At 55.1% G+C, this 14,577-nt stretch carries 10 protein-coding genes and 3 pseudogenes; 8 read left to right on the top strand and 5 right to left on the bottom strand.

Annotated elements, in window-relative coordinates:
* The first annotated feature begins 4 nt into the window (after window positions 1-4).
* Window positions 5-1,135: an OpgC domain-containing protein gene (locus LJU29_RS06885; RefSeq protein ID WP_057423656.1), complete on the top strand. Its 1,131-nt coding sequence runs from the start codon at window positions 5-7 to the stop codon at window positions 1,133-1,135.
* Window positions 1,136-1,245: 110 nt separating this feature from the next.
* On the top strand, window positions 1,246-1,911 hold the full coding sequence (locus LJU29_RS06880) for a hypothetical protein (RefSeq protein ID WP_005755435.1): 666 nt from the start codon (window positions 1,246-1,248) through the stop codon (window positions 1,909-1,911).
* A 46-nt stretch (window positions 1,912-1,957) separates the two neighbouring features.
* On the opposite strand, the gene LJU29_RS06875 is transcribed toward LJU29_RS06880, so the two are convergent.
* The gene (locus LJU29_RS06875) at window positions 1,958-2,707 is read right to left on the bottom strand and encodes a hypothetical protein (RefSeq protein WP_257112695.1); all 750 of its coding nucleotides are present in this window, start codon (window positions 2,705-2,707) and stop codon (window positions 1,958-1,960) included.
* 403 nt (window positions 2,708-3,110) lie between these two features.
* On the opposite strand from LJU29_RS06875, the gene LJU29_RS06870 reads away from it, so the two are divergent.
* Window positions 3,111-3,824 (top strand): hypothetical protein, encoded by a 714-nt coding sequence (locus tag LJU29_RS06870; RefSeq protein ID WP_257111894.1) that lies wholly within the window; start codon window positions 3,111-3,113, stop codon window positions 3,822-3,824.
* 178 nt (window positions 3,825-4,002) lie between these two features.
* Window positions 4,003-4,692, top strand: coding sequence for a hypothetical protein (locus tag LJU29_RS06865; RefSeq protein ID WP_005755426.1), 690 nt, complete (start codon window positions 4,003-4,005; stop codon window positions 4,690-4,692).
* A 50-nt stretch (window positions 4,693-4,742) separates the two neighbouring features.
* Here the strand turns inward: LJU29_RS06865 and LJU29_RS06860 are convergent.
* Window positions 4,743-4,994: pseudogene (locus LJU29_RS06860) on the bottom strand (hypothetical protein); the annotation flags it as partial.
* A gap of 104 nt (window positions 4,995-5,098) precedes the next feature.
* Window positions 5,099-5,752: pseudogene (locus tag LJU29_RS06855) on the bottom strand (hypothetical protein); the annotation flags it as partial.
* 360 nt (window positions 5,753-6,112) lie between these two features.
* Here LJU29_RS06855 and LJU29_RS06850 point away from each other — a divergent pair.
* The 3 genes from LJU29_RS06850 (at window position 6,113) to LJU29_RS06840 (ending at window position 10,674) form a co-directional block, all read left to right on the top strand.
* Complete coding sequence (locus tag LJU29_RS06850; protein WP_183137985.1) at window positions 6,113-9,232, top strand: transglycosylase domain-containing protein; 3,120 nt, start codon at window positions 6,113-6,115, stop codon at window positions 9,230-9,232.
* Window positions 9,233-9,319: 87 nt separating this feature from the next.
* Window positions 9,320-9,910, top strand: a complete 591-nt coding sequence (locus LJU29_RS06845; RefSeq protein WP_004658215.1) for a PadR family transcriptional regulator — start codon at window positions 9,320-9,322, stop codon at window positions 9,908-9,910.
* Window positions 9,907-10,674, top strand: a complete 768-nt coding sequence (locus LJU29_RS06840; RefSeq protein ID WP_054078355.1) for a siderophore-interacting protein — start codon at window positions 9,907-9,909, stop codon at window positions 10,672-10,674. The genes LJU29_RS06845 and LJU29_RS06840 overlap by 4 nt, the downstream gene beginning before the upstream one ends.
* A 15-nt stretch (window positions 10,675-10,689) precedes the next feature.
* Here LJU29_RS06840 and LJU29_RS06835 read toward each other — a convergent pair whose 3' ends face one another.
* Together LJU29_RS06835 and LJU29_RS06830 are read right to left on the bottom strand one after the other, a co-directional pair.
* Window positions 10,690-11,346 (bottom strand): Pr6Pr family membrane protein, encoded by a 657-nt coding sequence (locus LJU29_RS06835; protein WP_005755420.1) that lies wholly within the window; start codon window positions 11,344-11,346, stop codon window positions 10,690-10,692.
* Window positions 11,347-11,399: 53 nt separating this feature from the next.
* Window positions 11,400-11,627 (bottom strand): VF530 family protein, encoded by a 228-nt coding sequence (locus LJU29_RS06830; RefSeq protein ID WP_004658220.1) that lies wholly within the window; start codon window positions 11,625-11,627, stop codon window positions 11,400-11,402.
* A gap of 444 nt (window positions 11,628-12,071) precedes the next feature.
* Between LJU29_RS06830 and LJU29_RS06825 the strand changes: the two are divergent.
* Window positions 12,072-14,479 (top strand): annotated as a pseudogene (locus LJU29_RS06825) (glucose/quinate/shikimate family membrane-bound PQQ-dependent dehydrogenase).
* The last annotated feature ends 98 nt before the right edge of the window (window positions 14,480-14,577 follow it).

Here is a 14,577-nt window from a genome sequence, read left to right as displayed (position 1 = left end):
CGTTATGACTAACGGACGCGATCATCGAATCGACTTCTTTCGCGGCCTGGCGCTGATCTTCATATTCTGGGATCACGTGCCGGACAACCCGCTCGCGCAGTTGACCGTACGCAACTTCGGCTTCAGCGACGCAGCGGAAATCTTTGTCTTTCTTGCCGGTTACGCATCGATCCTGGCCTATGGACGCATCGCCCGGCGCGACGGCATGCTGGTGGCTGGCGTGCGGATCCTGCGCCGCACCTGGGTGCTGTATGTGGTGCATATCTTTCTGCTGACCCTGCTGATGGGCATCGTCTTCGTCGCCAACAATCATGTCGAGACGCGCGACATGGTCCAGCAGATGGGCCTTGAATACTTCGTCGGCAACCCGCAACAGGCATTGGCCGATGAACTGTTGCTGCGTTTCAAGCCCAACCTGACCGACCCGTTGCCGCTGTATATCGTGCTGTTGCTGACCTTGCCGCTGACCTTGCCATTGATGCTGCGCAAACTGGAACTGGCGGTCGGCCTGTCGATTGCCCTGTACCTGATGGTGCCGTTGCTCGGCTGGAACCTGCGTGCCTATGAAGGCGGTGGCGTGTGGTATTTCAATCCGGTGGCCTGGCAGTTGCTGTTCATTCTCGGCGGTGCCTGTGCATTGCGCAGCGAAACAGCCACACCCGCCGTACGCTCTCCGTTGCGCCAACAACCGCTGTTCCTGATGGCCGCCATCTACGTGTTGATCGCCGGGATGCTGACCTTCAGCGAAAAATGGCCCGGCCTGCACACTGCAATGGTCTCGACCCTGCACCTCGACGCCCTGTACCCCATCAGCAAGACCGACCTGGCACCCGCGCGCCTGCTGCACTTCCTTGCACTGGTCTACGTCGTCGCCCGACTGCTGCCAACCTCAAGCGCCTGGCTCGAAAACTGGCCCGCCCGCCAGACCTGCCGCATGGGCCGTTATTCGCTGGAAGTATTCTGCCTGGGCGTATTGCTCGCGCCACTGGCAGACATGGCAAACGCACTGGCAGGTGATACATGGCCTATGCAGGTGACTACCGCGATTGTCGGGCTGGGCTTGATGATGTTGATGGCCAATGGGCTGGAGTTGAATAAGCGGCTGGGGAAATCGCCCCGCTTGTTAACTACTTGAGAACAGCGTCACGTTTGCACGTCCTCTCGGAAATCTCCTACTGGTTTATCAGGCCAAGTTTTTCAGGAACTGGCCGCTATTCGTTATGAGACCAAAGGGAGGGTAACGTTTTGAACATTAATGGCATTCCGAATCAGGCAAACACCCTGCAACAAACGGCGCTGATACCTGGCACCAAAAATGGCGATCCGACAGAAGATGCTGGCTTGGAAAAGGCCATTGCATCCGAAGCAAAAAAGACAGAAGAAAATGTATTTTATGAATACCAGAAAGAGCCGTGGTTGTTGGAGTCGATCAACGAGCACATTACAAATCGGCTCGACTACGTGGCGCATAAAAAAATAGTCGACGTACTGGAGCTTGCGTTGATCAATGTCACCTACGACAGTTTTCGTAAGGACCTGCAAGAAACGCACCCCGAAATCGCAAGTAAAAAATTTGGTTTTACACTGAACGAAAGCGCGTCCATCAAGATAATTGACTACGATAACAGCCTGACTGAGAATGACAAATCAGTGCTTACCCATGCCATTAACGGGTTCAGAGAGTTCAAAGAGCAAATACAGCAGCACGCAAAGACGGTCATGACCTTGGTTGACCATGATCATGAAACATTCGGTGGTCGATATAAACTGGATATCGGTAATTTTCAGGATGTGATCGATTATGGCAAGATCATAAGCACCAGCGTGCAAAAAATGCAGGACGAATGGATACAACAAGTCCAGAGCAATGCTGAAAAGCGAGATTTTTCCTATATTTCTTTGGCGGTATGAGAAATCAGACTGGCGAGACAAACGGCTCGCCAGACTGAGCTAAATGTTAACCACGAGGAGCGACAGTTCGCAGAACGGTCTGTGTACAGATATGCCCCATGTAAAAGATACGAGGGGCCGCTGTCATTGGTCCCAATGAAAAATTGTGTACTGTGTAGCCAGCAACTTTATAGTGACTCCTCCATGTATTGAAACCTCTTTGTGTGTGCACAAAATCCTGGGCCTCCACGCCACCGTAACAGCGTCCAAACTCGATACGCCGAGAGGCAAAGCCGGTAGCATCACTGACTGCAATATGCTCAATTGAAGGTTCTGCTTTGCCAAAACTCAGATCAAGAATCGCCATACCGCCCTCCAAAGGCGAGCCTTTAGTGTCGGTAAATCTCGCCTCAAAAACAGCCTCTTTATAAATCTGGGTGGCTAACCAATCAGGATTGGTATACCCACTTGGAATCCTTATCACTCCCGGCTCGTCAAGCAGCTCGTAGCTTTTTAGAACAGGGTAGGAACCAAATCTAACGATGTATGGGAGAGTGCTCCCTACTAACGGGTTTCTTGGCGTGATTCTGACAATTACCTCTGCCTCGGGAGTCAGATTTGTAAAAACCTTGGTCTCAAGTGTCTGAGCAACCCACTCACCATTTTCATAATACTCGATCTTCCACTCGTTAGTGAACGGGTCACCAACAGGCGCATAGAGAAGTACATCTTGCCCACGATGCGACACAAAACCGTAGTAGTGAACAGGATGTTTAACTGTCAACGCATCTGCTACCGAGTGCAGCTTATCCAGCATGACGGTGAATCTTGGTTCGGAAACCTCTTGAACGGCTTCAGCCAAAACGGTTTCGTTGGTTTTATTATTTGGTGCGCCGGCCGGTTCCTCACTACCTGTATTGGCGTAAGCGCCGGAAGCCGACGCCATTACCACGAAGATGGACAACAAGCAAAAACCAGCACATTTTTTCCCGTAAATATTCATAGATATTCTCGCAGATTACGCAGAGGCGGGTTGCCACTGACAAAATCGACGTAATAGAGCGCTGAACACTTAGTCAACCATCATATTGAAATTAAGGAAATCCCCTACAAAAATAATAACCACGTGAAATCCAGGAAAAATCCTACATTCATATCAGGCCAAGTTTTTCAGAGGACTGCCGCTAGAGAGTTATCACTAACACCAAAGAGCGCCTAATATGTATATAAACCCCTCCGCTTTTACGTCACAAAATCAACAGCGCATTCTCTCGGGTTCAACCCCCCTCATTCCATCTGCTGCTCCGCTAGGCAAGATCCCTCAGGCACTTGATAAACCGCGTGACCCGAACGCTGAATTTTACACCTCCGAGGAAACACCTTGGTTTTCCAGCTACAAAAATTCGGCGGCAGGACGCGCTATTTTAGAGAACATGCCTGAGAAGCAAGCAAAAGAGATCCGAGGCAGGTATCTGGAAAACCACATTAAGGATTTTGACCAAACCATATGCCGTATGTACGACAATTTCCACGATTTCAAGCAGCAGCTTTTTTACCTCAATACAGAGCTGTCAAAAAAGCATTTCGGCTTCACGCTGGGCTTTAATCAGGACATTCAGGTGACCGACCCGGACGAGGTACTCACGCCGGCGGAGTTCACGTACCTGACCGAGAAGCTGAACGAACGTCAACAACTGAAAGAGGATATGCGTGCACACGCAAAAATTGTGATGACGCTACTCGACCATTACACGGAAAAATTCGGTAACCAGCACACCCTCAATCTGGAGAGTTACAGCAAAATCATCAACTACGGACAGATCTTCAGCCGCAACCATATTGGCAATTTCATGGACACGATTATTTACCAGATCGAGCGCTATGCGCCGAAGCGTGAGGAAGAACCAAAACCTCTGGTTGATGTGCACGTTTGATGAATGCAAATACAGGCCGTTGATATTTCGCTCGGAATAACCAGTGGCATGCCATTGTTTCGTGACGCAGATCACACAAAGCCTGTAAGCAGGAATTATCCCACAGTTTTATCAGCCCAAGAATCTCGTTCATTTACCGATAACAAGAACGATACAATTATTCAGCAAGGAGCAGAAAATGTACATTAGCACTATTACTTCCGACTTTTTACTTCCTCCATCACGTCCCTTGAAACCCCTCCAAACAGAACCCCTCACACGATCGCCTGAGGATAAACCGGCACTGAGTAAAAAAGAAGAGTTTGCAAATGCTTTCTACACGCGTGAGGAAGAGCCGTGGCTGCAATTCACCTCCAATCATCCCGACGAGAAAGACCCGACTAAAAAAGTCATTCGCCCAATGACAAAAGAGCTTTATCTAGAGCACCTTAATGTGGATGCATTGCTCATGTCGGAATTACAATCCTGTTTCTACCAGGAGTTCAGAGCGGAGCTTATAGATTTGCGCCCCGACCTGACGGGTAAAAATTTCAGCTATACGATAGGCGATGATGCCGAGCTTAAAATAATAGACCTGGACGATAAGTTAGGCATCAATGAAATCAAGTATTTATCAGATGCCATCAACCAAAAAACCCACCTCAAGGATGCTGCGATCACGCATGCCAAAATCCTCATGACGCTGGCTGACCATGACACAGACACATTCAAAGGAACCTATAAACTTGACCTGCTAAATTTTCAAAACATCATTGATCTTGGAAAAATAGCACTCAGCAAAAAAGATGACCCTAGTGAAATCTGGATAAGTCAGATCAAAGAAAAAGCAGAAAAAGGTTCGACACACTTGATCGATACAAGGGCCTGACGGTCAGAAAACGCTCTGTAGCGCCTACGACAGACAGAGCGTTTTTTAAGTCAGCTCCTTGACCAGTTGATCAGCCAGCGATTGCAAATCAGCCCCAAATTGTACACATGAGGTTTATCCGCCAATTGCTCAGCGAGCCGATTATTAGCCCAATACTTTTTTGGCTCGTAGCGAGTACTCCAGGTTTCTCGCCCGTTTTCACTCAGGTGAGTGAAATTATCAGCGAGCAAGCCGCCCTCGCAGCGTTTAAACGTTACCCGCTGTATTATTTTCCCCGAACTGTCCGAGGTGTATTGTCCGTTAGGGAAGGTCTGAAAAAGCCTTTTCTTCAAAAGTCGAAGCCAGTAAATACAGGCGCTCCAGCCCGGTTCCTCTCCAAAAAAATGGACTTTTTCAGAAGATACTTAGCCTGGTGATGTTTGATACTGAGCTCGAAATCAAATACACCGCCCTCCAGCGGAAAAGCCTTGCTGTCGGTAAACGTAACCTCGAGCATTGCCTCTGTGAGCGCTTGAGTCGCCAGAAAAGCGGGGTTGGTGAAACCATACGGAATCAACCTGAAGCCCTCTTCGTGGTGCAAGTCATAACGCATATGAGGAAACGAGCCAAACACCACGCTGTAATCAGTGGTATCAAACCTGGCACCGTCAGTCGCGACAATACGTATATTGACTTGTGAACCAGGATTAAGCCCTTCGATTCTCTGCGCCGACGAATGACGCTTGGGCTGCCACCCGCCGCCATCAACCTGATACTCCAACCTCCATTTCTGGTCGTAATCCGAATCCGGCGTTGTAATCAGTACATTCTGGCCGCGCGCAGCGGTGAAATTATACTGATGAACTGCCGAGGTATTCTCCAGAATATGACTGATCTGATGAATCTTGTCCGACAGCACCACAGGATTCGAATGGCTTGGGTTTTGTACAGCCTGTTCCTGCAACATTGGTTGTTGACTGACTATAGGAGCTCCTTCTACTTGACCTATGGCGTGATAAGACATTGCCAAGAGCAATCCAGACACAAACGCACGACCTGCCTTGTTTTTCTTGTTTTTCATTTTGTTGATCTCGGCAGGGATTAACTAATCAGGGCATCATTGCCACTGACAAAACCGAACGTAATCACCTGTTTAATTCGAGATCAAGCGTTGGAAACAATTATCGGAAACGTCCTACAAATAACCAATAATATTTTATAAGTCCAACGCCTGGATTTATAAAGAATGCTTTTCAGGCGCTTATCTATGACTGATATTTTTTCAGTCAAACCCTGTGCTTAGACGAAAAAGCATACAAGCCATGCCAGTCCAGGCATCGTCTCAGCCAATCTCGAAAACCACCACACAATTCCCCCCACATTCCCATCCAGCGTCTAAGCTTGGGTCAGGTGCGTTGACAGGATGACCGGACAATCGACTATGGGCGTATTTCGGCATTCCGATAGCAAGCATGAAGCGCTGTCAGCTGACCGCCAGGATGACCCACGCGCGCCAAAGCGTCCGCGTCGCAAGCGATACGGATGGCGGGTGTTTTGGGTGATTGTGGTGCTGGCCTGCATTGCGCTGGGTGTTGCAATAACCGTGGAGAGCCGCAGTTCAAGGCTGCAGGCGCGGGAGTTCAGCCGCTTTGCCGCGAGCCTGAGTTATTCAATGCAGCCTGGGCCGAGCCATGACGTGGTGTATCCCGGTGACGGGCCGTTCGACAGGCGCCTGGGCTATTCGTCGCTGGATGATTTCCTGCAGCGCCTGCTCAAGCGCGATTATGTGATTACTCGCCAGACCCGTTTCTCTCCAGAGCTGATGCGCTACGTTCAGCATGGCTTTTTCGTGCCTTACGAGGAAAAGACCCAGGCTGGCCTGTCGATCACTGATTGCCGAAACGAACCGTTGTATGAGTTCAGATACCCGCAGCAGTTTTACCCGACCTTTACCGCTATTCCGCCACTGCTGGTGAACAGCCTGCTGTTTATCGAAAACCGCGACTTGTTGGACCCGCAGCAACCCTTGGCCAACCCGGCAGTGGACTGGCCACGCTTCGTGAAGGCCGCGTGGTCGCAACTGGCGAAGATGTTCGCCCTTCCCGGCCAGTCGGCTGGCGGCAGTACGCTTGCCACTCAACTGGAAAAATATCGCCATTCACCCGACGGGCTGACGCTGTCGGGTTCAGAGAAGTTGCGGCAGATGATTTCCGCCAGCGTTCGCGCTTATCAACCGGGCACCGAGACCCTCGCGGTACGCCAGCGGGTGGTGCGTGATTATCTGAACAGTGTGCCGTTGTCCGCTGTGCCGGGGCACGGTGAAGTGCATGGGCTGGCCGAAGGGTTGCGGGTGTGGTTCGGTGCGGATTTTGCCAAAACCAATGACTTACTGGCCTCCAGCGCCACAGACAAACAGCGGCTGGCCGACAAGGCGCTCGCCCTGCGCGAAGTGCTGTCACTGGTCATTGCCCAGCGTCGTCCGTCGCACTATCTGGCCAAGGGCCGCCTGGAACTGGCGGACCTGACCGACAGCCATCTACGTCTGCTGGCCCAAGCCAATGTCATTGATCAACCGCTGGCCGATGCCGCGTTGGCAGCCCAGGTCACCTACCGCGACTGGGCGCAGCAGCCGACCATTCAGCCTATCGAAACCAATAAAGGCATCAGTGTCGCGCGCACTCGTTTGTCGAACCTGCTCAATCGCCCGCTTTACGACCTGGACCGTCTTGATCTGTCGGCCACCAGTACCCTGCATGGCGAATTGCAGCGCAGCGTCAGCCAATACCTGCGTGACCTGGCCAACCCTGAGTTCGCTGCGAAAACCGGTTTGATGGGAGAGCGGCTGCTGACCCCGGCCAGTACCACCCAGGTACGCTATAGCTTCACGCTGTTCGAACGCGGCGTGGATGGCTCGCGGGTCAGGGTGCAGACCGACAGCACTGATCAGCCGTTCGACATCAACGAAGGCAGCAAGCTGGAACTGGGTTCGACCGCGAAGATGCGTGTGCTGACCACTTACCTGGAGATCATCGCCGAGCTGCACGGGCGGTATGGGAATCTGAGTACCGCGCAACTGCGCAAGGTGCCTGTCGAAGAACCTGACCGGCTGACTCGCTGGGCGGTGGATTACCTGCTGATTAACAAGGACCGTGATCTGGCGAAAATGCTCTCGGCCGCGCTGGATCGCACCTATTCGGCCAGCCCGGCAGAGGCGTTCTTCACCGGTGGCGGCATGCACCGTTTCAATAACTTCAGGCGCGAAGACAACGAGCGGATTCCCACCCTGCGCGAGTCGCTGCGTGAGTCGATCAACCTGCCGTTCATTCGCCTGATGCGCGATGTGGTGCGCTACAGCACGTATCAGGCGCCCAACAACAGCGCCGAGTTGCTCAAGGATGACGACAACCCGCGCCGTCAGGAATACCTCGCGCAATTTGCCGACCGCGAGGGCACGGTGTTCCTGCTGCGCTTCTGGAAACGCTACAAGGAAAAGACCACTCAGGAACGCCTCGATACTTTTCTGGACGGTATCCATCCCACGGCCATCCGCTTGGCTGCCGTGCATCGCTACTTGCTGCCTGGGGCTGATCAAGCGACGTTCAACGCGTTCATCCGTGCGCATCTGGATGAGCCGAAAGCAACCTCGAAGCTGACCGACAAGCGTCTTGCCGACTTGTACAAGGGCTATGGGCCGGGCACTTACGACTTGCCCGATCAAGGCTACATCGCCCGCGTCCACCCGCTGGAACTGTGGCTGGTGGGCTACCTGCTCAAACACCCTGAAGCACAATTCAAGGACGCCGTGGCCGCCAGTCGTTACGAGCGTCAGGAAGTCTACGGCTGGCTGTTCAAGAGTCGCCACAAAAGCGCTCGCGACAGTCGCGTAAGGACCATGATGGAGGTCGAAGCGTTTCTGGATATCGAACAGCGCTGGCAGCGCGTGGGCTATCCGTTCGACCATCTGGTGCCATCGCTGGCAACGGCTATCGGCAGCTCGGGTGATCGCCCGGCGGCGCTAGCCGAGCTGATCGGCATTATCCAGAACGACGGCATCCGTTTGCCGCCCGTGCGCATCGACAGTCTGCATTTTGCCGCTGGTACACCTTACGACACCGAACTGACCATCAACCCGGAGCTGGGCCAGCGCGTGCTGCCAGCAGAAGTTGCCGCGGCAATGCGCGAAGCCTTGTCGCAGGTGGTGGATGGCGGCACCGCCAAGCGTGTGCAAGGCACCTTCAAGATGCAGGACGGCAGCGTGCTGGCGATGGGCGGCAAGACTGGCACGGGTGATAACAGGATCGAGAGCATCGGCGCAGGCGGACGCATTCTCAGTTCCAGGGCGATCAATCGCACGGCGACCTTTGTGTTTTATATCGGCGACAACCACTTCGGCGCATTGACCGCGTTCGTACCGGGACGCGCCGCCGAAGGCTTTCGCTTCACCTCGGCATTGCCGGTACAGGTACTCAAAGGTATGGCTCCGATCCTGACCCCGTACCTGGAGAACCACGGACAGGCGATGTGCAATGCCCCGCTTGCCGACCCGCCCAAGGGTGTTTGACCGGCAATGACCGCTCGTCTGCCAGCTCTGTGATTACAATAAGATATATCTTAAGGTATATCTAAATTGTAACCAGAGATCAAAAACATGCGTGAAGATAAACACCCTCCCCACCATCGTCCGCCGCATCTTCGTGAACCAGGTGAAGATCGCGACGGTTTTGAAAAACGCCCAGGCCGTGAACGCGGTGGACGTGGCCCTCGGGTTTTCGCCCCTGGCGATCTGAAATTACTGCTGTTGGCACTGATCGCCGAACAGCCCGCACACGGCTATGACCTGATCCGCAAGATCGAAGGTCTGTTCGAGGGTGCGTACTGCCCCAGCCCCGGCGTTATCTACCCCACCCTGACGTTTCTTGAAGAAAGCGAAATGGTGGTCGGCGATGCCCAGGCTGGCAAGAAGCTCTACACCATCACCGATGCGGGTCGCCAATCCCTGGAAGATCAGGCCGTGGCGCTGGAAGGTGTGCGCATGCGCATCGATGTCAGCAAGCGCTCACTGCGCGGCCACGATCGTCCGCCGGAAATCCACGAAGCGGTGCACAACCTGCGCCACGCGCTGCAGATGCACCACGGCCGCTGGACCCCGGAAGAAATTCTGCGGGTCAGCGAGTTGCTCAACAGCACGGCCAAGGCTGTCGTCGATGGGCCTCAACCTACCTCGGAGGAGTCGGCATGAATTCGCCCCAGTCAATCCATCGCGTCATGCATGAAATCAAGCGTCGCAAACTAAAAGTGTTGCGAGTCACAGAGCTGACTCCGCTGATGCGCCGCATTACCTTGCAGGGCCCGGAACTGGCAGGCTTCATCAGTCTGGGCACAGACGACCACGTTAAACTGTTTTTCCCGCAGACAGCGCAAGAACAGGCTGCCCTGGAAGACCTGGCCGCTACCAGCGACAAGGACGCACCACGTCCACCGATGCGCGATTACACCCCGCGTCGCTATGACGAAAGCAGCGGTGAGCTGGATATCGACTTCGTTCTGCACGGCGAAGGCCCGGCTGCCACCTGGGCGGCTCAGGCTGAACCGGGGCAATTTCTGCACATCGCAGGGCCAAAGGGTTCGATGGTGGTGCCGGACATGTTCGACAGCTACCTGCTGATCGGCGATGAAACGGCGATTCCCGCTATCGCTCGACGCCTGGAATCGCTGCCCGCCAACCGTGCAGCGCTGGTGGTGGTCGAAGTGGCCAACCCGCAGGAACAGCAGGTGTTCGACAGCGCCGCACAGGTCGACGTGATCTGGATCGTACGCGGCGAGCAGAATCTGGTGGATGTCACGCGTCGCCTGGAGATGCCCGAGGGCAAGCTGTACGCGTGGGTCGCGACTGAATCCGCGCTGTCACGCAAGCTGCGTCGCGTGCTGCTCGATGAGTTCGGCCTGCAAGAGGATTTCGTCAAGGCCGCTGGCTACTGGAAGCTGGACGGCACTGAAGAATAGGCAAGCCTGGGCGACTCACATCGTGCGACGAGCCGCCCATCTGTCGACCCCAAGCAGCAACAGTGCAACCAGCAAGAACCCGAGCAGCACGCCCAGCGCGTTGATAAATGCCTTTGGAAAACCGATCGTGCCGACATCGATGAATGGATACAGGTAGTCACCAAGCATGTGGCCACGCAGCAGGACGTAGGCGAAGTAGATGATCGGATAGATCGCCCACAGCGGCACATGGCGCAAGCGCAACGCGCCTTTGGGCACGTACAGCCACCAGTACAGTACGAACGCCAGCGGCATTATGTCGTGCAGCAACTCATCGGCCACCCACTGCCAGCCTTGCGGGTGCCACAGATGGCGCAACAGAATGTTGTAAGCGATGCCCACCAGCGCAATGCTCACCGCAATGCCGCCGCATACCACCGGGTGCCGGAAAAAACGGTGGCCTGCCGACTGCCGCGACGTCAGGGCACAACTCAGCGCGACAGCTGCCAGGGTGTTGGTCAGTACGGTAAAGAAACTTAAAAACCGCACCAGCCCGCCCAGCAGACTGGCGTGATCGGCATAACGGCCAATGAAGATCAGGTACAGCTGGATGACCAGCCCCGACCAGCCGAGGCAGGCTGCAACAAGGGTGTAATAGCGCTGTCCCTGCGCAGTTGAATGTTCGCGGTGCATCAATCGTTATCCTTGAGTTCCAGCGTCCATGCCGGGCTTTTCTGGCGGGCCTGTTACCAGCCCTTGCCGCGATGCAACTTCACATACAACGCTTCAACCTTTTCACGCGCCCAGGGCGTCTTGCGCAGAAAAGTCAGACTGGATTTGATGCTCGGATCGCTTTTGAAGCAGCGAATGTCGATGCGCTCGGCGAGGCCGGACCATTCGTAATGTTCGACCAGAGCCCTGAGAATCTGCTCCAGCGTGACACCGTGCAGCGGATCGGAATTGGGTGTTGTCATGATGAGCCTTGAAGCTGATGAAGAGGGATAGCAGCCTGAACAGCTTCCTGGAGCGCGCAGGTCTTCCCGAAAAGTCTGCCATTGTAAGCGCCGCGCTTTCATAAAACACAGTCGACTTGAGCCACTGTTGCCGACCTTGCAATGATCCATGTCAGGTTTATCGCTTTTAGAAAAATCGTTAGCGTCCTATCATTGCGCGTTTAAGGACTTCAGGTTTCCTTTCTGAAGAGGCTCCGCTGAATAAACACCTATGCACGAATTCGGGCGGCAATGGTCTACGAATCAATGACCGGGCCGCGCTGAATGGGCAACCGTGTTCTGTGTGATGTTGAATTCGACCGTCGGTGATTCGTTTCAATAAACAGCCTCAAGGAATGCTGCCAGGGTCGGCGGCGTACATGAAAACAAGATATCAACTACTTACTTCTCGCGGAGATTCGCATTATGAGCACTGACAGTGCTTCAAATAGAAATCGCCTGTTGCCGACCCTGCTCGGGCTGGTGATCCTGTTGATGGGGCTGGCCTTGCTGGTCGGTGGTGCCCGACTGCTGCAACTGGATGGCTCGTTGTATTACCTGTTGGCCGGTATCGGCTTCGCCGTGACCGGCGTGTTGCTGATCACTGGTCGCGCGGCTGCGCTGGGCCTTTATGCACTGCTGCTGTTCGCGAGCACTGTATGGTCGTTGTGGGAAGTCGGACTCGATTGGTGGCAATTGGTACCACGCCTAGCGCTGTGGTTCGCACTGGGCATCGTCCTGCTGCTGCCGTGGTTCCGCAAGCCACTGCTGCGCAATGGCCCGGCGCGCCTGGGCACTGGCGCATTGAGCGTTGCTGTCGTGCTGGCCGGTCTGACCGCGCTGGCGAGCCAGTTCACCAACCCTGGCCGTATCGAAGGCCAGCTGGACCGCGAAACTGCCGGCACCACCAACACCGCTCCGGCCATGCCTGACGGCGACTGGCAGTCCTACGGCCGTACCGCATTCGGTGACCGCTACTCGCCTCTGGCGCAGATCACCCCGGAAAACGTCAACAAACTGGAACCGGCCTGGACCTTCCGCACTGGTGACATCCCTGGGCCGAACGACCCGGGTGAAACCACTGCCGAGAACACACCGCTCAAGGTCAACGGCATGCTCTACGTGTGCACGCCGCACAGCCAGGTGATCGCACTTGATCCGGATTCGGGCAAGGAAATCTGGCGCTTCGACCCGAAACTCAGCACCCAGAATGCGAAAAACTTCAAAGGCTGGGCGCACATGACCTGCCGTGGCGTCACTTATCATGACGACGCAGCCTATGCAGCCAGCGCCCCGGCACAAAGCCCGGCAGCACCGGCCGCAGCCAGCGCCACTTCAAATGCATGCCCACGCAGAATCTTCCTGCCGACTGCCGACACCCGTCTGATCGCGCTGAACGCCGATACCGGCAAAATGTGTGAAGACTTCGGCAACAAGGGTTCTGTTGACCTGACTGCCAACATGGGTACGTTTGCTCCGGGCGGCTATTATTCCACGTCGCCACCGGCAGTGACCAAAGACCTGGTGATCATCGGCGGCCACGTTACCGATAACGTCTCTATGGACGAACCGTCCGGCGTGATCCGTGCCTACGACGTGCACACTGGCCGTCTGGTCTGGAACTGGGACAGCGGCAACCCGGAAGAGACTGCGCCGATTGCCGAAGGCAAGATCTACACGCGCAACTCGCCGAACATGTGGTCCATGTTCAGCGTCGATGAAAAGCTCGGCATGATCTACCTGCCGATGGGTAACCAGACGCCTGACCAATGGGGCGGCGATCGTACGCCGGATTCCGAGAAATACAGCGCGGGCCTGGTTGCGCTGGACATCGCGACGGGTCGCGTACGTTGGAATTACCAGTTCACCCACCATGACCTGTGGGACATGGACGTGGGTGGTCAACCGACCCTGCTGGACATGAAAACGGCTGATGGCGTGAAGCCGGCGGTATTGGCATCGACCAAGCAGGGCAGCATCTACGTGCTGGACCGCAGCACCGGTCAGCCCATTGTGCCGATCAACGAAATACCGGTTCCGCAAGGCGCTGTTGCAGGCGATCACACCTCGCCGACCCAGCCCAAGTCCGACCTGAACTTCATGCCGCCGCCGCTTAAAGAGCGCGACATGTGGGGCGTGACGCCATTTGACCAGATGATGTGCCGGATCGACTTCAAGTCGCTGCGCTACGACGGCCCGTTCACGCCGCCATCGCTGCAGGGTTCGATTGTTTATCCGGGTAACTTCGGTGTGTTCGACTGGGGCGGTATTTCCGTCGACCCGGTTCGTCAGATTGCCTTCGTCAACCCGAGCTACATGGCGTTCCGTTCAAAGCTGGTGCCTGCTGCCGAAGTCGAAGGCGGCCCTGGCCGCAAGAGCGAAACCGAAGGCGTGCAGCCGAACAAGGGCGCACCTTATGGCGTGATCCTCTGTCGCCAATGGGCCTGCCGTGCCAGGCACCGGCGTGGGGTTACGTGGCGGCGGTCGATCTGACCACCCACAAAACCATCTGGATGCACAAGAACGGTACCGTGCGTGACAGTTCGCCAATCCCGATCCCGCTGACCATGGGCGTTCCAAGCCTGGGTGGCCCGATCACAACGGCGAGCGGTCTGGCCTTCCTGAGCGGTACGCTTGACCAATACCTGCGCGCCTACGATGTACGTAACGGCAAACAGCTGTGGGAAGGTCGCCTGCCAGCAGGCGCCCAAACCACACCGATGACCTACACCGGCAAGGACGGTCAGCAATACGTGCTGGTCGTGGCGGGCGGTCACGGTTCACTGGGCACCAAACAGGGTGACTACGTGATGGCATTCAAACTGCCGAAGTGATGCATTAGTGCGGTAAATGGAAAGCGGCTATCGAGAGGTAGCCGCTTTTTTTGTTGCCATTGAAACCTTGTCTCGGCTGCATTTGCTACCGGACAAGG

This window comes from Pseudomonas ficuserectae, assembly GCF_024584585.1.
Taxonomy (GTDB): domain Bacteria; phylum Pseudomonadota; class Gammaproteobacteria; order Pseudomonadales; family Pseudomonadaceae; genus Aquipseudomonas; species Aquipseudomonas amygdali.
The sequence above is the reverse complement of the archived record's forward strand: the minus strand, read 5'-3'. Positions and strand labels throughout refer to the sequence as shown.